The sequence below is a fragment of the Paenibacillus sp. JCM 18996 genome (assembly GCF_055392555.1).
Genome location: NZ_AP043884.1, coordinates 2,718,198 through 2,738,689 on the forward strand (window position 1 = coordinate 2,718,198; position 20,492 = coordinate 2,738,689).

18 protein-coding genes and 1 tRNA gene are annotated in these 20,492 nt (G+C 51.7%); 2 read left to right on the plus strand and 17 right to left on the minus strand.

Features of this window, described 5'->3' with window-relative positions; translation table 11 throughout:
• Positions 1–73 precede the first annotated feature (73 nt).
• The 8 genes from ACZ5N7_RS13325 to ACZ5N7_RS13360 all read right to left on the minus strand — a co-directional run bounded on the left by ACZ5N7_RS13325 (position 74) and on the right by ACZ5N7_RS13360 (position 8,825).
• Positions 74–832, minus strand: a complete 759-nt coding sequence (locus tag ACZ5N7_RS13325) for a sugar phosphate isomerase/epimerase family protein (RefSeq protein ID WP_464654804.1) — start codon at positions 830–832, stop codon at positions 74–76.
• Between the two features lie 155 nt (positions 833–987).
• Positions 988–1,695: a M50 family metallopeptidase gene (locus ACZ5N7_RS13330; protein ID WP_464654806.1), complete on the minus strand. Its 708-nt coding sequence runs from the start codon at positions 1,693–1,695 to the stop codon at positions 988–990.
• A 44-nt stretch (positions 1,696–1,739) separates the two neighbouring features.
• Positions 1,740–3,032: a phosphopyruvate hydratase gene (gene eno / locus ACZ5N7_RS13335; protein WP_464654808.1), complete on the minus strand. Its 1,293-nt coding sequence runs from the start codon at positions 3,030–3,032 to the stop codon at positions 1,740–1,742.
• A 48-nt stretch (positions 3,033–3,080) separates the two neighbouring features.
• Positions 3,081–4,619: a 2,3-bisphosphoglycerate-independent phosphoglycerate mutase gene (gene gpmI / locus ACZ5N7_RS13340; protein WP_464654810.1), complete on the minus strand. Its 1,539-nt coding sequence runs from the start codon at positions 4,617–4,619 to the stop codon at positions 3,081–3,083.
• Complete coding sequence (gene tpiA / locus ACZ5N7_RS13345) at positions 4,620–5,372, minus strand: triose-phosphate isomerase (protein ID WP_464654812.1); 753 nt, start codon at positions 5,370–5,372, stop codon at positions 4,620–4,622.
• A gap of 20 nt (positions 5,373–5,392) precedes the next feature.
• Positions 5,393–6,574, minus strand: coding sequence for a phosphoglycerate kinase (locus ACZ5N7_RS13350; protein WP_464654813.1), 1,182 nt, complete (start codon positions 6,572–6,574; stop codon positions 5,393–5,395).
• A gap of 157 nt (positions 6,575–6,731) precedes the next feature.
• Complete coding sequence (gene gap, locus ACZ5N7_RS13355; protein WP_464654815.1) at positions 6,732–7,736, minus strand: type I glyceraldehyde-3-phosphate dehydrogenase; 1,005 nt, start codon at positions 7,734–7,736, stop codon at positions 6,732–6,734.
• Between the two features lie 39 nt (positions 7,737–7,775).
• A complete protein-coding gene (locus tag ACZ5N7_RS13360; protein ID WP_464654817.1) occupies positions 7,776–8,825 on the minus strand; it encodes a sugar-binding transcriptional regulator in 1,050 nt (349 codons plus the stop codon).
• A gap of 380 nt (positions 8,826–9,205) precedes the next feature.
• Here ACZ5N7_RS13360 and ACZ5N7_RS13365 point away from each other — a divergent pair.
• Positions 9,206–9,280, plus strand: a tRNA-Arg gene (locus tag ACZ5N7_RS13365).
• 218 nt (positions 9,281–9,498) lie between these two features.
• Entirely contained in the window at positions 9,499–10,080 is a 582-nt protein-coding gene (gene clpP / locus ACZ5N7_RS13370; RefSeq protein ID WP_464654818.1) for an ATP-dependent Clp endopeptidase proteolytic subunit ClpP, read from the plus strand.
• Positions 10,081–10,152: 72 nt separating this feature from the next.
• Here clpP and ACZ5N7_RS13375 read toward each other — a convergent pair whose 3' ends face one another.
• From ACZ5N7_RS13375 to ACZ5N7_RS13415, 9 genes are all read right to left on the minus strand, one after another.
• A complete protein-coding gene (locus tag ACZ5N7_RS13375; RefSeq protein ID WP_464654820.1) occupies positions 10,153–11,913 on the minus strand; it encodes a copper amine oxidase N-terminal domain-containing protein in 1,761 nt (586 codons plus the stop codon).
• Positions 11,914–12,207: 294 nt separating this feature from the next.
• A complete protein-coding gene (locus ACZ5N7_RS13380) occupies positions 12,208–12,477 on the minus strand; it encodes an HPr family phosphocarrier protein (RefSeq protein ID WP_464654822.1) in 270 nt (89 codons plus the stop codon).
• 114 nt (positions 12,478–12,591) lie between these two features.
• Positions 12,592–13,521: a DNA-binding protein WhiA gene (gene whiA / locus ACZ5N7_RS13385; protein ID WP_464654823.1), complete on the minus strand. Its 930-nt coding sequence runs from the start codon at positions 13,519–13,521 to the stop codon at positions 12,592–12,594.
• Positions 13,522–13,527: 6 nt separating this feature from the next.
• Positions 13,528–14,520 (minus strand): gluconeogenesis factor YvcK family protein, encoded by a 993-nt coding sequence (locus ACZ5N7_RS13390; RefSeq protein WP_464654825.1) that lies wholly within the window; start codon positions 14,518–14,520, stop codon positions 13,528–13,530.
• An 11-nt stretch (positions 14,521–14,531) separates the two neighbouring features.
• On the minus strand, positions 14,532–15,419 hold the full coding sequence (rapZ, locus tag ACZ5N7_RS13395) for an RNase adapter RapZ (RefSeq protein WP_464654827.1): 888 nt from the start codon (positions 15,417–15,419) through the stop codon (positions 14,532–14,534).
• A gap of 125 nt (positions 15,420–15,544) precedes the next feature.
• The gene (locus ACZ5N7_RS13400) at positions 15,545–16,498 is read right to left on the minus strand and encodes an ROK family glucokinase (RefSeq protein ID WP_464654829.1); all 954 of its coding nucleotides are present in this window, start codon (positions 16,496–16,498) and stop codon (positions 15,545–15,547) included.
• A 167-nt stretch (positions 16,499–16,665) separates the two neighbouring features.
• Positions 16,666–17,613, minus strand: coding sequence for a thioredoxin-disulfide reductase (trxB, locus tag ACZ5N7_RS13405; RefSeq protein ID WP_464654831.1), 948 nt, complete (start codon positions 17,611–17,613; stop codon positions 16,666–16,668).
• A gap of 61 nt (positions 17,614–17,674) precedes the next feature.
• Complete coding sequence (locus ACZ5N7_RS13410) at positions 17,675–19,423, minus strand: tetratricopeptide repeat protein (protein ID WP_464654833.1); 1,749 nt, start codon at positions 19,421–19,423, stop codon at positions 17,675–17,677.
• A gap of 81 nt (positions 19,424–19,504) precedes the next feature.
• Complete coding sequence (locus ACZ5N7_RS13415) at positions 19,505–20,455, minus strand: ribose-phosphate diphosphokinase (protein ID WP_464654834.1); 951 nt, start codon at positions 20,453–20,455, stop codon at positions 19,505–19,507.
• Positions 20,456–20,492: the final 37 nt, after the last annotated feature.

Consider the following 20,492-nt stretch of genomic DNA (forward strand, 5'->3'; position numbering starts at 1 on the left):
ATACAATAAATGGACTTCACGCAGAAATCCCTCGTCCAATTTTTGAAGGCGAGATTTCTGCTTCCAGTCTTTTTTAAGCGATGCCGATCGATTTCAGGTAATTGATGCTCATCTGTACACTTTCCAACGGAGGACGTTTGCAGGCGTCCTGTTCGACGATGTAGTACTGCACGCCGGCCTCTTCAGCGATATCGAAAATAGCGGGATAATTGATGATCCCATGACCCACTTCGGCAAAGGATTTCTCTTCGTCGTCTGCCATATCTTTTACGTGGATCAACGGGCAGCGTCCCTTGTACTTAAGCAGGTACTCCTTCGGCTGTTCACCGGCTTTTTGCACCCAGTAGAGGTCAAGCTCGGCTTTCATCAGGCCGGCGTCCACGCTGTCATACATTTTGTCCAGGATATATTGCCCGTCCACTTTGTCGAATTCAAAAGCATGGTTGTGGTAAGCAAAAGCGAGTCCGCTTCTCTTGCACTCTTCCCCTATGGCGCGGAAGGTTTCCATCAGATTGGAAAATTCCGTTTCATCTTTGAGCAAATTTCCGTCAAGCCATGGACATACGATGTATTGGGCCCCTATCGTCAAGCTGTACTCGATCTGCTGGTGCAGCTCGTCCTTTAATAAATGGTAACCCACGTGGCTGGAAACCGTCTTCAGTCCAAGCTCGTCCAGCGCCTTCTTCATCGCAACCGCCGGAATGTCCCCGTAGCCCGCGAATTCCACCGCTGTGTAGCCCATCTCGGCCACCTGGCGCAGCGTTCCCAGAAAATCATCCTTTGTTTCATTGCGCAGTGTATACAGCTGAAGCCCAACCGGAATTTTCGACATGAGTAAACCCTCCCGTTTTATCGTGTTATAGCTTATATGTAAGCCCTCTCAGTATAACTTAAAACGATGGAAGTCTGTCAATATATGGTTATGGCTATTTTCTTATGCGTTTTGGGGATTCACGCAAAATATCCGGCTTCTGCCTCGAGGTTTGTTCAGGCGCCGGGATGGAACTCGCGCTGCTTCATTCTTCTCGCTTTTCTCCGTCCCGAAAACGACTGCACGGAAGCCTTGGCGCACCATAGGGCAAATATAGTAAAGCCTGCCGCCCATACGATTGAGGGTATGCCTGAAGCCTGTGCGAGATTCGTTGCGTCCCCCGCTTTCCCCGGGTCCTGATAGGCATAAACCACCAGAGACACCGGGCCGAACACCGACTCTTCCAAGGTCAAAAACGCCAGCAGCAGGTAATAAAGGTTTAGGATGGTATTACCTAAAAAAGCGAGCATTACCAGATTCAGAAGAATAAATCCTCCGACCCATACCATTCCGAATCCGTTCCTCACAAAAAGCGCCAAAGCAACGACGGCTATGAGGGTAGTGATCTGCAGCGCTGATTTCTGCCGGTCAGCCGCATACATTTTAAAAAGAAACAAGGTGAAAAGAGAGGCTGACACGTATCCCGCCAAAGCAATGGGTATAAGCGACCACGATCGCTCAACCGCTGAGTAAGTGACTCCGCTGTGATTGGAAAACAATTGAATGTACATCACCTGGCCCGAAGTCGCGAGTGTGACCGCCGCATGGCCGAATTCATGGACCAACGTATCCAGATTGCGAAAAAAAGAAGAGAAGGACTCAAAGGAATGAGTCAAAAAGGCCGAAGCGATTAACCAAAGAATCGTCTTTACCCAGCTGCTCATACTTTAAACCCCTCTCTACGCGAGTAAAAGTTTCTATATTAAGCTTACTTGAATTTTTTCAAGTTGTAAAACGCTGTCTTGCCCGCATACTGAGCCACATAAGCCAGCTCGTCTTCGATTCTGAGCAGCTGGTTGTACTTCGCTACGCGGTCTGTACGGGAAGGCGCGCCTGTTTTGATCTGTCCTGCGTTTGTCGCTACAGCGATATCGGCGATCGTGCTGTCTTCGCTTTCTCCGGAACGGTGGGAAACAACCGCCGTGTAGCCTGCGCGCTTAGCCATTTCAATCGCGTCGAACGTTTCGGTCAGCGTGCCGATCTGGTTTACTTTGATCAGGATCGAGTTGCCGATGCCTTCGTTGATTCCTTTGGACAGACGCTCCGTATTGGTTACGAACAAATCGTCCCCGACCAGCTGAACTTTGCCGCCAAGCTTGTCGGTCAGCAGCTTCCAGCCTTCCCAATCGTCTTCGGAGCAGCCGTCTTCGATAGTCAGGATCGGATATTTGTCGACCCAGGCAGCCAGGAAGTCTACGAATTCAGCGGAAGTGAAGGATTTGCCTTCGCCTTCAAGATGGTACTTGCCGTCTTTGTAGAACTCAGTTGATGCTACATCCATACCGAGGAATACATCTTCACCCGGCTTGTAGCCTGCGCGCTCAATGGCAGTGATGATCGTTTGGATGGCCTCTTCATTCGAACCCAGGTTTGGAGCAAAACCGCCTTCGTCTCCTACAGCCGTATTCAACCCTTTTTCTTTTAGAACGGATTTCAGGCTGTGAAAAATTTCCGCACCTGTGCGAAGAGCTTCCTTGAAGCTTTCAGCGCCGACAGGAAGGACCATAAACTCTTGCACGTCCACGTTGTTGTCGGCATGGGCTCCGCCGTTGATGATGTTCATCATAGGCACCGGCAGCGTTTTGGCGTTGAATCCGCCGAGGTACACGTACAAAGGAACTTCCAAAGCTTCGGCAGCCGCACGGGCTACAGCCATGGAAACAGCGAGGATCGCGTTTGCGCCCAGCTTGCCTTTGTTAGGAGTTCCGTCAAGCTCGATCATTTTGCTGTCGATGCCCACTTGGTCCATAGCGTCCAGGCCGATCAGCTCGGGAGCGATGATTTCGTTGACGTTGTCTACTGCTTTCATCACGCCTTTGCCCAGATAGCGGGATTTGTCGCCGTCACGAAGCTCAACCGCCTCATGGACGCCTGTGGAAGCTCCGGAAGGCACGATAGCGCGTCCCATTGCTCCGGACTCCAGGTATACTTCCACCTCAACTGTCGGGTTACCGCGGGAGTCTAATACTTCGCGTGCGTAAACATCGGAAATGATTGTCATCGATATGCACTCCTTTAATTTTAAGGTTTTATTGTTACGATGCGGTTTCTACTTCGAAATCAAACTCGTGCCCGTCATTTCCGCCGGCTTGGACACTCCGAGAATATCGAGCATCGTAGGAGCGATGTCAGCCAGAATGCCGCCTTCGCGCAGCTGCACATTGTCCATGGTGACGATAAACGGAACCGGGTTCGTCGTATGGGCCGTCATCGGGCGGTCAAGCTCATCGCGGACGATATCTGCGTTGCCGTGGTCCGCCGTAATGCAGACGACTCCGCCTATGGCGAGGATCGCTTCCACGACTTTGCCCAGGCATTCGTCTGTCGCTTCGACAGCGCGGATAGTCGGCTCGAGAAGGCCAGAGTGGCCCACCATGTCGGGATTGGCAAAGTTCAGGATGATGACGTCGTGCTTGTCGGCTTCCACTTCTTTCACAACCGCGTCGGCTAGCTCGTAAGCGCTCATCTCCGGTTTCAGGTCGTATGTAGCGACTTTCGGAGAATTGATCAGCAGACGGGTTTCTCCCGGCAGCTCCACATCGCGTCCGCCGCTGAAGAAAAACGTCACGTGCGGATATTTCTCGGTTTCCGCCGTACGCAGCTGCTTCAAGCCGTTCTGCGCCAGCACTTCGCCCAAGGTGTTATCTAGGTTTTTCGGCGCGTAGGCGACAAATCCTCCTACCGTCTCGCTGAAAAGCGTCAAACAGACAAAATGAAGATTTTTCGGACATTTCGGCCCGCGGTCGAAGCCGTGGAAGTCTTCGTTGGTGAACACCTGGGAAAGCTGGATCGCCCGATCCGGACGGAAGTTCATGAACACCACAGCGTCGCCGGTTTCTACCAGCCCGACCGGATCACCATCTTCTTTAACGATAACTGTCGGCATAACGAATTCGTCAAAAACAGATTTCTCGTACGATTCGGTGATCGCCGTCATCGGGTTAAAGTACTTGGGCCCTTCACCGTATACCATGGCCCGGTAAGACTTCTCTGTCCGCTCCCAGCGTTTATCACGGTCCATCGCGTAGTAGCGGCCCTGGATGGTGGCGATTTTGCCTATTCCGACCTCTTGTATCTTGTCCAAAAGCTGCTGCATATAGATCTTGGCGCTGTCCGGAGCGACGTCACGCCCGTCCAGGAAGCCGTGGATGTACACTTCTTCAAACTGCTCCTTCTTGCACAAATCAAGCATCGCGAACACGTGCCTGATATGGCTGTGCACTCCGCCGTCGGATAAGAGCGCGTAGATGTGCAGCTTTTTTCCGTTCTCCTTGGCGTAACGGACAGCCTCCAGCAGCGTGCTGTTTTGGAAAAACTCGCCTTCCCGGATATCCTTGGAGATTTTGGTCAAGTCCTGGTAAACGATACGTCCCGCTCCAATATTCAAGTGTCCTACCTCGGAATTTCCCATTTGCCCTTCGGGCAGTCCCACAGCTTCGCCGCAGGCGGTAAGCGTAGTGTGAGGATAGGTGCTCCAATAGCGGTCATAATTCGGCTTGTTCGCCTGTGCTACCGCATTGCCCTGAACATCGCCGCGCAGTCCGAAGCCGTCCAGGATAATTAAAGCGGTCGGTTTGGTTCTGGCCATTTACTTCGCCCCCTGGACGAGTGCAATGTAAGAAGCCGGCTCAAGGCTCGCTCCCCCTACCAGGGCCCCGTCGATTTCACTTTGCCGCATATATTCGCTGACATTGGCCGGCTTCACGCTGCCGCCGTATTGGATACGAACCGCATCCGCTGTCGCCTGGCCGAACTGGCCGGCAATGACTTCACGGATATAACCGATCACTTCGCCCGCATCCTCGGCCGTAGAGGATTTGCCCGTTCCGATGGCCCAGATCGGCTCGTAAGCGATAACCGACTGCGCCGCTTGCTCCTTGCTCAATCCTTGCAGAGCGCCCTCAGTTTGCACTTTGCATACCGCTTTCGTTTGTCCCGCTTCTCTTTCCTCAAGCTTTTCACCCACGCAAACGATCGGCGTCAAGCCGTGTTTGAAAGCGGCATGGGTTTTCTTGTTGACGATCTCATCCGTTTCCGCAAAATAAGCGCGTCTTTCGGAGTGTCCGATGATGACATAATGCACGCCAAGCTCCTTGAGCATCACTCCGCTGACCTCGCCGGTGTAAGCCCCGCTGTCTTCAAAGTGGAGATTTTGAGCGCCGACCTTGATTTGAGTGCCTTGGAAAGCTTCAACCAGAGCCGGAAGGCTTGTAAAAGGGGCGCAGATGACCGATTCAACACCTTCCACTTCGGCTTTTCCTTTCACTTCCTCAGCGAAGGACACAGCTTCTTTAACGGTCTTAAACATTTTCCAGTTACCCGCAATAATGGGTTTTCTCACAGCGCATCAAACTCCTTTGATTACTTATCGTTAAGAGCTACCACTCCTGGCAATGCTTTCCCTTCCATAAACTCGAGGGAAGCGCCACCGCCAGTGGAAATATGGTCCATTTTATCGCCCATATGGAACTTTTCTACCGCAGCAGCCGAGTCTCCGCCGCCAATTACGGTATACGCCGCAGTATTCGCGCAAGCTTCCGCAACGGCACGTGTACCGTGAGAGAATGGTTCCATTTCGAAGACGCCCATCGGCCCGTTCCAAACCACAAGCCTGGAATCCGCAATCACCTTCGCGTATTTCTCGCGTGTTTTGGGTCCGATGTCCACGCCTTCCCAGTCGGCCGGAATTTCGTTGATTGCGACGATTCTGGTGTTCGCATTGGGGCTGAAATCATCGGCAACGACGATATCTTCAGGAAGCAGGAAGTTTACGCCTTTGTCCTGAGCTTTCTTGATAAAGCCCAGCGCAAGGTCCAGCTTCTCGTTGTCGACAAGGGATTTGCCGATTTCGAGGCCTTGAGCTTTCAGGAACGTGTACGACAGACCGCCGCCGATAATAATGTTATCCGCAAGGTTGAGCAGATTGTTAATAACGTCAATCTTATCCTTCACTTTTGCTCCGCCGACGATCGCCGTAAACGGACGGTCCGGGCTCCTTAACGCTTTGCCCAGGACATCGAGCTCCTTTTCCATCAGCAGGCCGGACACGGCAGGAAGATGGTGAGCGATCCCTTCAGTCGAAGCGTGTGCACGGTGAGCCGCTCCAAACGCGTCGTTCACGTAGACATCCGCCAGCTGCGCAAAAGCCTTCGCCAGCTCCGGATCGTTCTTCTCTTCTCCGGGGTAGAAGCGCACATTCTCAAGCAGCAGCACATCGCCGTTCTTCATGCCTTCAATTTTCGCTTGCACAGCCTCGCCGACAGCCTCATCCGCCTTCGCTACTTCCTTGCCGAGCAGCTCGGACAATCGGACTGCAGCCGGAGTCAGCCTGAGCTCCTCCACAACTTGTCCCTTCGGACGACCCAAGTGGCTCGCAAGAATGACCTTTGCGCCTTTATCCACCAGAAAACGGATAGTGGGAAGCGTTTCACGGATTCTGGTATCGTCAGTAATCGAACCATTCTCTAACGGAACGTTAAAATCTACACGGACAAACACTCTTTTGCCGGATACATCGATATCGCGGATACTTTTCTTGTTCATGCCCAAAGCCTCCCTGAACTCTTCTACTTTTCTCTGAAAAGCATAAAAGCAACGGGTAAAGAGGAGAAGCCTCTCTCCTCTTTATGATCGCTGCCTTCGCTTTAACGGCTCGACGCGGAGCAGGAAAAGCTGCCGGACGCTGCGCCTGCCAAGTGAATTACAAACCTTTGCTTGCGACGAATTTGGCCAGGTCGACAACGCGGTTGGAGTAGCCCCACTCGTTGTCATACCAGGATACGACTTTCAGCATGTTCTCCCCTACAACCATAGTGCACAGGGAATCAATGGTGGAGGAAGCAGGATCGCCGTTGTAGTCGCTGGATACCAAAGGCTCGTCGGAGAAGTTCATGATTCCTTTAAGAGGGCCTTCAGATGCTGCTTTAAGAGCCGCGTTCACTTCGTCCACAGTCACTTTCTTGCTTGTTTCCACAACCAGATCCGTTACGGATACGTTTGGAGTAGGAACGCGCATAGCCATACCGTTCAATTTGCCTTTCAGCTCGGGAAGCACCAGGGATACTGCTTTCGCTGCGCCGGTAGTGGAAGGGATGATGTTCTCGGCTGCTGCGCGGGCGCGGCGAAGGTCTTTATGAGGCAGGTCAAGCACCTGCTGGTCGTTCGTATAGGAATGGACGGTAGTCATCATGCCTTTTACGATTCCGAACTGGTCGTTGATCACTTTCGCGAACGGCGCCAGGCAGTTGGTCGTACAAGAAGCATTGGAAATGATCGTGTGGCTGGCCGCATCGTATTTATCTTCGTTAACGCCCATAACGATAGTGATATCTTCGTCAGTCGCAGGCGCGGAAATGATAACTTTCTTGGCTCCGCCTTTAAGGTGCAGGGAAGCTTTATCTTTTGCCGTAAAGATACCAGTGGACTCCACTACGATTTCAACGCCGTACTCGCCCCAAGGAAGAGCTCCCGGATCGCGCTCGGCGAAGACTTTAATGTTTCTTCCGTTGACGGTCAATGCGCCTTCCCCAGCTTCTACAGTTGCATCCAAACGGCCGTGAGTCGTGTCATATTTCAAAAGGTGAGCCAGTGTTTTAACGTCAGTCAGGTCATTGACAGCTACTACCTGCACATCGGGATTGTTCAATGCTGCACGGAATACGTTGCGGCCGATACGGCCAAAGCCGTTGATACCAATTTTTACCATTTGTAGTTTCCTCCTAAGAAATCTATTTATTTTATATACTCAAGACGAGCTTGATAGCCCGTCATGATTAACCCTGCGAACCACTTCCAAGGCTGCGGCTTCGTCGGTGATCAGCACATCTTCATGCCCTGTCAAAAGCACGGAAGCGATCGCTTCCCCTTTGCTTTTTCCGCCGGCGACGCCTATCACAAGATCCTTGCTTGAAATATCCTCGAGCCTCATGCCAACCGTGGGCATCTTATGTATGACCTGCCCCTCCCGGTCGAAATAGTAACCAAACGCTTCCGCATGGGCTCCTTCTTCTATAAGGCTTTCAATCGTAGCCTGGTCGACCTTCCTTCTTCTGGCCATGACCATAGCATCTCCGATTCCGTGGACGACGATGCGCGCGGCCCTGATCACTTCAATCACTTCGAAAATCGTAGGGTCGCCGATGAGAGATTGATAAGCTTCTTCCCCGAGATGGTCAGGCACGTGCAGCAGCCGATACTTGGCTCCGGTCCTCTTCGCCATGGTCGAGGCGATCGTGTTGGCCTGGAACTCCAGGCTTTCTCCAAGGCCCCCCCTCGCAGGCACGAACCAGGTGCCTTTCATGGAAGTCGAAGAAGTCATATGCTCCGCTACCTGGGCCATTGTTGAACCGCCGGTGACGGCAATCACTTCATCCCTGCCCATATACTTTCGCAGCACCGCTGCGCCGGCTCTGCCCAGCTCTTTCTTGACGTACGGAGAACCGTCGGAGTCCCCCGGGACAATTACCACCTCAGTGAGTCCGAAAGAGGTGCGGATCAGCTGTTCGAGCTCCTTTAGCCCAAACAGGTCCTTGATCATCGGCTCCATCCGGCTAAGGAGCGTTCTGCCCGTATCACTGACTCTCATGCCGGAGGGCTCAACCTCTAACAGACCGTTTTGCTTTAAAAACTCGGTCTCGCTCCTGGCTACCCTTTCCGTCAGGTCCAAAGATACGGCCAGCGTCCTTCGGCCCACCACTCCGGAGAGCAGAATATGATGCAGGATCGTATAGCGTTTCTTGAGGACATCCATCAGATCCGGCACGAGCTGGAGCTGAATGTCCAATAATTCTCTCATGATCCCACCTCTGCCGCCTCGGGTCACATAATGTCCCGCCTGCACATTTTAAGTCCCACACGGGCAAAAAATAAAGTCCGTTCACGTAATATACTACGCTGGAGACATGAAAAGTGATAATGGGATTGTGCCGTACGGCTCCATATTACAACTTTCGTTCAGCCGGGTCAAGAAGGCGACCGCGGAGACGCGATCTATCGTTCTTCCATCGATTGCGATTTCTGAACTGACTATATTATACCCAATTGTGACGATGAATGCAAAAAACCGTCTAAAAAATTTACGAAGTCTGACATAAATTCATAGGAATTAATTGACTGCCTCCATACGCTTGCATTTTAAACATGTTTATCATATAATAAGTTTCACTTGCTTGTAGTGCGCTCGTGGTCCAATGGATATGACGTAGGCCTCCGGAGCCTGAGATCGAGGTTCGATTCCTCGCGAGCGCGCCACTTACCTAACTGACAGTTGAGAGACTGGTTTTTTTTACGACATGGTTTGACCTTTATTGACCTTTGCTGCGATTTCGGTTATGATATACATAGATACCCTGAATTAAACTAAATATAACACCGAATTCCTAAAGGTTTTGGGGCTTCCCGCAAAGTACACGGAACAAGCTTCCAAGCATCGTTTCACTTTGCGGGCATATTGTAGAGGAGGAAGATGTATGAGCTTTATACCTATGGTTGTTGAACAGGACGCAAGAGGCGAACGGGGTTATGACATTTACTCCCGCCTGCTGAAGGATCGCATTATCTTTCTTGGAACGCCAGTAAACGATGTCGTGGCGAACTCTATCATCGCTCAGATGCTGTTCCTCGCGGCGCAGGATCCGGATAAGGATATTCACCTTTACATCAACTCCCCGGGCGGATCGATTACCGCAGGGATGGCGATTTTTGACACCATGCAGTTCATCAAGCCCGATGTTTCTACCATTTGTGTAGGTATGGCCGCTTCCATGGGTGCTTTCCTGCTGGCTGCCGGAGCCATCGGCAAACGCTTTGCACTGCCCAACAGCGAGGTGATGATCCATCAGCCGCTGGGCGGAGCTGAAGGCCAGGCGTCGGACATCGAAATCCGCGCCAAACGCATTATCAAAATGCGTGATCACCTGAACCGCATCCTTGCTGAGCGCACAGGCCAACCCTTGGAGCGGATCGACAAAGACACCGACCGCGATTACTTCATGTCCGCTGAGGAAGCGCAGGCCTACGGCTTGATCGATAAAGTCATCGAGAAGTCCTGACCTTATAGCTTAACCGCATGAAAGAAAAGACCTTATTCACTCACATAAGGAGGAATAAGGTCTTTTTTGCGTTTATTTTGTATCGTCCAAAGGATAGAACAGGAGATCGACAGGGAAAGCGGAGCCCGCCGGCGGCGTAAATTCGATATCGAGCGAATCCTCCTTCCCTGTGGTCCGTCCCACAAGCTGAAGGCCGTCGAATGCGGTCATAACTCCGGACACCGGAACTTTAACGAATTCGCCGTTGATCTTCATCGGACCGCTGAACACCCCTCCTCTGGGCAGGAACAGAATGGCCATCTTACGCGGTTTATCGGCGTGTAATTTGTACACCACTCCATAATTCCCCTGGTTCACCGACGGGGTTTTCCGCTGAGCGTCAAAGCCCTCGATAAATTTATCGTTTATATTGTCTCCGATCGTAAGACTCATCGTTTGAGTGATGTTCGCAGCGTCTATATTCCATTGGATTTCCGAGGATGGGAACGTCCCTCTCACATGCCCCGTAAAGGGCAGCATCTTCCAGCTGGCCAGCAGATCCGTCGTGATGTATTTATCCGTCACAAACGAATACTGCACCTCGCCGTCGGTCTCGACATCAAAGAAGGCGTTCATTCCCTGGCCCGGATAAAAATCGGGCATTTGCGAGTAAACGATTGTCTGTTGGGGATAGATCGTAATTTTTTCACCGTAATTGTTGTACATCAGAAAATCGACTGAAGCTTCGTTGCCAATCAGGTTGGCGTAAACCGAAGGATACACCTGCCCTTTGTTCGTCGTTTGCAGGTTCACCGGTTTATCCGACGTATTCGTCACCAGCACCGCGAAAGACATCTTATCTTTCGTTCCGTTGACATGATCCGCATACAATCGGGCTTTTCCGCTCACCTTATCCTGGTACAGAATTCCGGGCTCCGTAAATTCCTCCGGGCTGTCGCTGACCAGCAGCTTTCTGGAGCTGTCGCTCTTGGCAACTTTTGCGATAGGCGGACGGTTCAGGAAATTTCCGTACAGCTGGGTCCAATCCGTTTTGATAAAGGCTCCCGGTTTCCCCTTATAGATCGGATATTCCAGTTCGGACAAGAATGGAGTGTTCTCCACAACCACATTGCGAGTGTAAGCATCGCTCACATTGCCGTGCCCGTCCTTCACCGTCAGTGTGACAGGATAGGAACCGGGAGCGAAAAACGCATCCTGCTTACCGGACCAACTCATATCCGCAATCCCTTCGGCATCTGCATCATAACTGAGATTCACATATTTGATCGGCTCTCCGATCCGGTAAACGGGCTTGGCCGTCATAAATTTAGCCACCGGCTTGGAGTTGTTAGTATCCGGGTTATACACGCCGACCGGCGGCTTCACATATAAAATCTCCACACGTCTCAATTCATTGTTCCACGTGTACTTGGCCTTCATATAGTCGGCCATCCAGGTCAGCTTGATCATCAGCCTTCCGCCCGGTGTAATATAAGCCACACTGTCAAAAGGCACTGGAATCTCGTTAATGGTCACGGTCTTTCTGTCACTGTCGAAAATGATCCGGTTGTCCGGCGTAACCATTTCGATCTGACGGGTCGCTCCATTCCATTCCACTTTAATCCCGAAAGTATCTCCCAGAAACTTGGCGGGCACGTAGGTGCTGCCGTTCAAAATGGCAGCCGGAGCATCGAGCGAAATTTTTTGGTTATTAATATACGCCTCGGTTTTGTCAATATAAAGCATGATGTAGCTTGTAGATGATGATAAGGCCTGGACCTTGCTCCCCGGCAGCAGCAGCCCTAGAAGGATAACCGCAATCAAACCGTATACTCCCCTTGCTCTGCGATTCATTCCGTGCACTCCTTTAAATGTGATCATGAAGTTTGTTCTACGCTGACTATAGACGCACACTCCTGCAAAAAGTTGCGAATGATATCGCAGCCTCCCAGGGATGTTCGGTCGCGACAAAAAAACCACTCACAGGGCCTCTGACACCCTACAAGCGGTTTCCAACCCCGACGCCGAACAGCAGCTAGCAGCCAGCTGAGGCAGGGCCTTTGAAACTTATTCGCAGCAATAAGAGCGGTTCCCCAGCATAATGTACAGATAAGGGCTCTCCTGCTGGAAGCCTCATTGTCCGAACAGTTACTGGTTCTCAAGCTCCTCTTTGCTTACCAAGGCGGCTAAAGCGTTTACAGCTTGCTCTGCGTCCGAACCCTCAGCACTTATGTAAACTTCTGTCCCCGTCGAGATCGCCAAGCTCATAATTCCCATAATACTTTTGGCGTTTACTTTCTTCTCGTCCTTCTCCACAAATATCTCCGAAGAAAACTTGTTCGCTTCCTGAACAAACAGCGCCGCCGGTCTGGCATGCAGACCTGTCTTTAATTTCACGACTACCGGGCGTTTCGCCATGGATTAAATACCCCCCAAGATCTATATCGTTAATCTATGTTAATTACTAAAAGGCAAAGGTTTCAGCAAATATTATAACATTTTTCCAAAGCAACATCTATGTTAAAATTCCGCTCAGGAATTGCGAATTCGTTCCGCGATCTCGTCAATCTTGCGCAGCCGGTGGTTTACCCCCGATTTGGTCACTTGGCCCTTCAGCAGGTCTCCGACTTCCTTCAAATTAATGTCGGGATACATCAGACGGATTTCCGCCACTTCCCTCAGCTTCTCGGGCAGATTCTCGAGGCCCATTTCCTTCTGCACCAGCCTTATATTATCGATCTGTCTTACTGCTGCCCCGATCGTTTTGTTCAAGTTGGCAGTTTCACAGTTCACGATCCGGTTGACCGAGTTTCTCATATCCTTCATGATCCGCACATCTTCAAACTTCAGCAGCGCTTGGTGGGCGCCGATCAGGCTCAAGAATTCAATGATCTTCTCGCCTTCCTTGATGTACAGGATAAATCCCTTCTTGCGTTCGATACATCTCGCGTTCAGGTCAAAACGATTGGCCAATTCGCACAAAGCCTGGCTGTGTTCCTCGTACATGGAGGCAATCTCAAGATGATACGACGAGCCCTCCGGATTATTGACGGAGCCGCCTGCGAGGAAAGCGCCTCTCAGATAAGACCGTTTGCAGCAGTTATTCTTTATGATACCCTTTTCGATACCCGGTGTAAAATGAAACCCCTCCGAAACGATCTGCAGCTCGGAAAGGATGTACTGAACCTGGCCCGGCACGCGCACGATGTAGACATTATTTTTCTTCAGGCGCATTTTCTTGCGCACCAGAAGCTCCGTATGCAGCTGGAAGATCCTTTTGATCAAGGTGTAAATTCTTCTTGCAATCGCTGCGTTCTCCGTACATATGTCCAAAATCACCTTCTGGTTCGTTATCTGCACCGTTCCGTTCATCCGGATGAGAGCGGACAGCTCGGCCCTTGCGCAGCAGTTGTCCACCTCAATAAGAGTCAGCTCTTTTTTAGTTTGTGCGGCGAACGACAAGGGGACTCACCTCTTCTTTGACATCCAGCTTTCCACCAGCTGATAAATATGGCCGCTCAGCCTCTCCGCATCATGCCTCAGGTAAGTGCGGAACAGCACCAGCTTATCGGCAATGACTTTGTAGCCGCGTCTCGTCACCTCATCCAGGTCGAGATGCACCGCCTTCGCGCCTTCCTCCGCATATCGTTCCTGCACCTGGGTCGGTATTTCGCCATTATTTACAATGACATAATCGAACAAATGATGCCCTACATGCTGATGGATCGCTTCCAAATGATCGCTTACCGAATAATCATCGGTTTCTCCGGGCTGTGTCATCACGTTGCAGATGAAAATTTTGACTGCGGTGGAATCCAGGATCGTTTGAGAGATATTGGGCACGATCAGGTTGGGCAGAATACTCGTGTACAGGCTTCCCGGTCCTACCAGTATAGCATCCGCCTCTTTTATGGCCTCGATAGCCTCCTGTAAAGGCTCGACGTCAACAGGCTCGATGAAAACCCGTTTGATGACCCCTCCGGCGAGAGGGATTTTGGATTCTCCTTCAATGACCTGTCCGTCCTGCATCTCCGCCTTGAGCACAATGGAATGGTTGGATGCGGGAAGCACCCGCCCGCGTACGGCAAATACCTTGCTTAGGTAGCCGACCGCTTGCACGAAATCTTCCGTTATATCATTCATCGCCGCTAGAATCAGGTTGCCCAAACTATGGCCCGCCAAACCTGTCCCCGACTTAAATCTGTATTCCAGGAGCTGGGATAAAAGAGGTTCCACATCGGCGAGAGCCGTGAGCACGTTGCGGATATCCCCCGGAGGCAGCATCTGCATCTCATTGCGCAGAATTCCGGAGCTCCCGCCGTCATCGGCCACCGTGACAATTGCCGTAATATCAAGAGGCTTCTCCTTAAGACCGCGCAGCATGACCGACAGACCTGTTCCTCCGCCGATTACTACGATTTTGGGTAATCGTCCCGATTCCCTTCTGTGATTGACTTCCATCTTTTCACCTCTTAGTGACGGTCGCGCTCTGAATCCCGATGACTGACCCGGACTGTTTCCGTCTCACTGCTTCCCATCACTTTGCCCAAGTATTCCGCGATCGCTACCGAACGGTGTTTGCCCCCGGTACAGCCGATACCGACCACAACTTGGCTCTTGCCTTCTTTCTTGTATTGAGGGACCAGAAAATGCATCAAATCCAACAGCTTCGCCAGGAATTCCTGGGTTTCCGCCCATTTCATCACATATTCGTACACTTCAGGGTCTTGGCCCGTATTGGGCCGGAGCGTCTCGACATAGTGGGGGTTAGGCAAAAAGCGCACATCGAAGATCAGATCGGCGTCAATAGGAATTCCGTATTTAAAGCCGAAAGAGATCACATTTATAGATATGCTGTTCTCCTCCAGGTTGGTGAATCGGGAGATAATTTGCTCCTTCAGCTGCGCCGGCTTCAATGAACTGGTGTCAATCACCTGTGTAGCGAAGCCTTTCAAATCCTGCAGCAGAATTCTTTCCTGCTGGATTCCCTGCAGAGGAGCGCCTTGAGGAGCCAGCGGGTGTTTGCGGCGGCTTTCCTTGTATCTCTGCACCAAAGTGGCGTCGGTAGCGTCGAGGAACAGAATCTCATAGGTCAGCGTGTAATTTTCCTTGATGTCCCGCAGAGACTCCGTTAAAGCGGTAAAAAATTCCCTTCCCCTCATATCGATCACAAGAGCCACCTTCTGGATCCGGCCCTTGGACTGCTCGATCAATTCGGCAAATTTGGGAATCAATACGGGCGGAAGATTATCCACACAGAAAAATCCGAGGTCCTCCAGGCTTTGTACGGCAATCGTTTTTCCTGCCCCGCTCATCCCTGTAATAATTACCAGCTTGGCTACAGCGTGCGATTTTTCCAATGCCTTTCCCTCCTCAAAATATTCCGCGCAAAGTGATGCGATGCTGCGGAGCCTGGCCAGGTACTTTGCGGGAAGCCGCGATACCATATCTTCATATGGACTCGATATCGCTCATAATAAACCGATTAACGCGAGCGGATGTTCAATCCTGCTGCGCCTACGATCCCCGCGTCATTGCCCAAAGTGGCCGGAACAATGTCGACCCCTTCCTGGGAAGCTGCGGGAGCATGCTTTTTGTAATACTCGCGAATCGGCTCGAACAGAATTTCCCCGGCTTTGGACAGGCCTCCACCGAAAACGAATCGCTCAGGGTTCAAAATAACCGACATGAGCACCATGGACTTGCCTAAATACAGAGCGGCCCTCTGGACTATGCGCCGCGCCACTTCATCCCCTGCTTTGGCAGCGTCAAACACGTCTTTCGCCGATATGTTTTCCAGCAGGTGCAAAGCCGTACGCTCGCCGCGTTCTACCGCATCTTTGGCCATCCGCACGATGCCGGTGGCCGAGGACACTGTCTCCAGGCAGCCGACTTGGCCGCAATTGCACTGAATCGCTTCCAAATCCGGCACGATAGCCATATGTCCCAGCTCGCCGGCCATGCCTTTGGAGCCTTCGTAAATCCTGCCGTTAATAATAATGCCGCCGCCTACTCCCGTTCCAAGGGTATAGCAGACCAGGTTGGAAATCCCCGCTCCTGCACCGCTCCAGGCCTCCCCCAATGCCGCCACATTGGCGTCGTTATCAATACTCACAGGCTTTCCGAGTTTCTGCTCGAGAATCTGCTTGGCAGGCACATTTTCCCAATTCAAGTTGGGAGACAGCTTGACGATACCGTTGCGAATATCCAGGAAGCCGGCCAATCCGGCACCGACGCCGGCCACCTGTTCCCAGCTGTACGGAGACTGGTCAACAATAAGACGTGAATATTTGGCAATATTGTCCAATACAGCTTCCGCGCCATGCTCCGTACCGGTTGCCCCTTCATAGGTGTGCAGCAGCTTCCCTTCGGAATTGCAGATCCCCACCTTAATAGCCGTTCCTCCCAAATCGATCCCAATGTATATCTGTTCAGACATGAGTTTCACCTCAAAAAGTTTAGTCGAAATCTTCCTTTCCCAACTATAAGACAACCCTTTGGAACGGTCAAGAAGCAGAAAGGCCGCACTTAGCAAAGAAAAAACGTGGAACCGATCAAATTCCACGCTGTTAGTAGAAAAGCCCTGCTCTCTCCGGCTGCAGGAGATTACAGGGTCCGGCTCCAGTCGTGCACCATGTTGCCCTCAAGGAATTTCTCGCATTCCAGAGCTGCTGCGCAGCCGCTTCCGGCAGCTGTAATAGCCTGGCGGTACTTGTGGTCCTGTACGTCACCGCAGGCAAACACTCCCGGAACATTGGTTTCGGTCGTACCCGGCTTCACCAGAATATATCCCGTTTCATCAGTTTCAATCTGGCCGCCCAGGAACCCGGTATTTGGGGTGTGCCCGATCGCTACGAAAATCCCGTCGGTTTCAAGCAGCTCCTCGGCTCCCGACTCATTATTCTTGACCTTGAGTCCCTTCACGCCTGTCTCGCTCGTCACCACTTCCAACGGAGTCGAGTTCAGGCTCCAAGTGATCTTGGCGTTCTCGCGGGCGCGATCTTGCATGATTTTCGAAGCGCGCAGCTCCGATCGCCGGTGCACCAAACGAACCTCTGTCGCAAACCGAGTCAAGAAATTCGCCTCCTCCATAGCCGAGTCTCCGCCTCCCACGACAATGATCTTCTTGCCCCGGAAAAAGAATCCGTCGCAAGTTGCGCAGGTGCTGACTCCCCGGCCGATGGCCTCCCTCTCGTTCGGAATGCCAAGCAGCTTGGCCGAGGCCCCCGTCGAGATGATCAAGCTTTCGGTCTCAATCTCTCCGAGCCCCTCGACATTTAATTTGAAAGGACGCTTGGACAGGTCGGCGCTGGTCACCCAGCCTCTCTTGAATTCGGCGCCGAAGCGTTCTGCCTGCTTGCGCATATTCTCCATCAGCTCGGGGCCCATGATGCCTTCGGGAAACCCGGGGAAGTTTTCCACCTCGGTGGTGGTTGTCAGCTGTCCGCCCGGTTCCGGGCCCTCGATGACGAGCGGGCTGAGATTCGCGCGGGCCAAATAGATGGCTGCGGTTAATCCGGACGGACCGGTGCCGACTACAATCGTTTTATACATAACTATCCCTCCATGAATTCAATCCACACATCCGCGAGGTATGCAACGGTTTATAGTGAAATTAATGAATATCGGTAGTCTTGAATTGCTGATGCACGGCTTCCATTTTCTTCTTCAAACCGCAGGCTTCGTCAATCGTTCTTACATGCTTGCTTATCGTGGATACGGACGCCCCGTAGCGCGCTGCCACCTCTTGGAACGAAATCTCCCTTCGGTGCATCTTCGCCGTTAAATATTCCAGAGCCGCAGCCCAGGCTTCCACCTTCACCACATTAGGCGTTTGCGGGTACACTCTCGTAAGGAATTCTACCCAAAGGGTTTCCAAATCATGCTGCTGCACCAGGTCGTATCTTTTATTCATATGAGACAGCGCGACACCCATCACTTTTTTCCAGCGGGGATCCCAGCTCGGCAGCTTCGGAGAAAAAGGATAAGACTGCACAACCTGCTCTTCGCCCTCAAGAAAAGCGTTCAAAGGTTTGGTGACCCCGATGCTTCTCAGAACAAATATGGCCACCCGCTTCAAGTAATCCTCTTCCATGGGATCCGCAATGAACTGTTGAAGGGATTCCTTCACCTCGCCGTCAGCGATAATGGCAAAAGCCTGAATCACCTGCAGCTTCGTTTCCGTGTCGCCATGTCGCAGGGCCCAGAAGAAAGAGGAACGCACAAGAGGGTCCTTCTGAAGATGCTCCGGCAGGCCATCCTTCGTCCTCTCCAGCAGCTTGAACTGCTCCTCGAAAGGCAGATGGTAATGATAGGATATCGTATCGGCAGGTTGGCCGTTTGCTATATGTTTAAGCTGGTTCAAATAAAAATCGGCGATTCCCGATCCGGGATCAAGCTTTTGCGCCTGCTTCCACATCCGGACTGCTTCCTGGCGCCGCCCCATGTTATAGGCTGCGACCGCCGCGTAATGGTACAAAGAGGCATCCATTCCCGCTTCTCCGGACTTAAGCAGCCTTCTGAACAACCGGAGCGCCGTTTCGTGCTCGCCCAGGATGCCCATCGTAGTAGCAAGCTTGAACACATGGTCGTGATGATAAGGATAAGTTTTGCGCAGCAGCTCGAGTAGAGATTCCAGATCGCTGCGATTGCCCAAATGCTGGTAAAATATAGCCAGGTTGCAGAGCGCGTGCAGGTTGCCGTAATCCGCCTGCAGCACGCCTTTGATAGTTTCGATCGACTTGTCGAAAAAGCCCATATAATAGTAAGCCAGGGCCAAGTTGTTGCGTGCGGCCATGAAATCGGGGCTGTCGCCCGCCAATTTTTCCAGCAGCTTCACCGCTTCTGCAAACTTCCCTTCCTCCAGCAGGCTTCTCGCTTTATCGTGCTCGTACATGCCTTCCCGGCTTTTAACGAATTTCACCTGTGGCGGACGTTCCAGCTCAAAGCTCAGCAGCTCCATCATTTCTTCTGATTCTTCCAGGAACTGGCCTTCCGGATCCGTCTCCAAATAGGTGACCAGCGCCTGTTCGGCGGACTCGAATTTCTCCATATTGGCGTAATTGTTCGCCATGTAAAAGTAGCATTCGGTCATATCCGGATCTATATTATGAACGATGTGCTCAAGCACTTCGTTAGACTCTTCATAATTACCCATTTCGGATAATACTCCCGCAAGATTGCAGTGGTTGACCGCGTTGTCCGGCTCGTATTCGGCTGCACGGCGGAAATATTTAAGTGCCTTGTCATAATGAAACCGATCCAAGGACTGAACGGCCCGCTCGAAAAAAAACGTCGCATCCATTTGAAGTGAAATGACTTTGGTTTTTTTAGTTTTGGCCGATGCACGTTTTTTGTTTTCCATTTTGCAAGACACCTCCGTATACAATGAATTCACTTCAAAGTATACCATAGTTCCAAGGGATTACTATAAATTTAAAAGCGGTTATACGCCGCCGTATTTGAACAAGGAAGAAATGGAGCCGCCTTCCATAATGATGCGGATCGCATCCGACAGCAGTCTGTCGACGGAAAGCACGGTAAATTTGGACGGATGCTGGTCCGGAATCGGCAGCGAGTCGGTGATCACCACTTCATTGATGTTCGGATGGTCCAGCCGCTGTAGCGCGGGGCCGGAGAACACCGGGTGCGTAGCACATATATAGACGTCGTTCGCCCCTTTTTCCTTCAGGCCTTCCACGACATTGACGATGGTCGTTCCGGTGTCGATCAGGTCCTCGATAATAATCGGGGTTTTGCCTGCCACATCACCGATAATATGGGTAATAACGGCCTCATTATGGGCAGGGCGCTTCTTGATCATCATAGCGAAAGGCGCGTCCATGATGCTCGCCAGATTCTCGGCAGTGGTGGCGCGTCCAACGTCAGGCGATACGACTATCGGATTGACGATATTTTTCTTTTTAATGTAATCGGAAATCAGGTCCAGAGCCGTCAAGTGATCCACCGGTATGTTGAAAAATCCCTGAATCGCGGGTGCGTGAAGGTCAATCGTCACGAGGCGCTGGACTCCGGAGTAGGTCAGAAGGTCGGCCACCATTTTGGCTGAAATAGGTTCGCGCGGAGCGGCTTTCCTCTCTTGACGAGAATAACCATAATAAGGAACCACCAGAGTGATGGATCGGGCGGATGCTCTCTTGGCCGCGTCGATCATGACTAAAAGTTCCACAAAGTGCTCGTTGATGGGGTGGGAAAAAGTCTGGACCAGGAACACGTCCGCGTTTCGTACGCTTTCCTGATATAAACAATAGATCTCGCCGCTCTTGAACCGGGAAAGCTTGATGCTGCCAAGGGGCTGTCCCAGCTGTTCGCATATTCTTTCGGCCAAGTGGGGATTGGAAGATCCCGAGAAAATTTTCACTTTGTCGTTATACATGGTTACCTCCGGACATTTTTAACATGGATAGGACTAA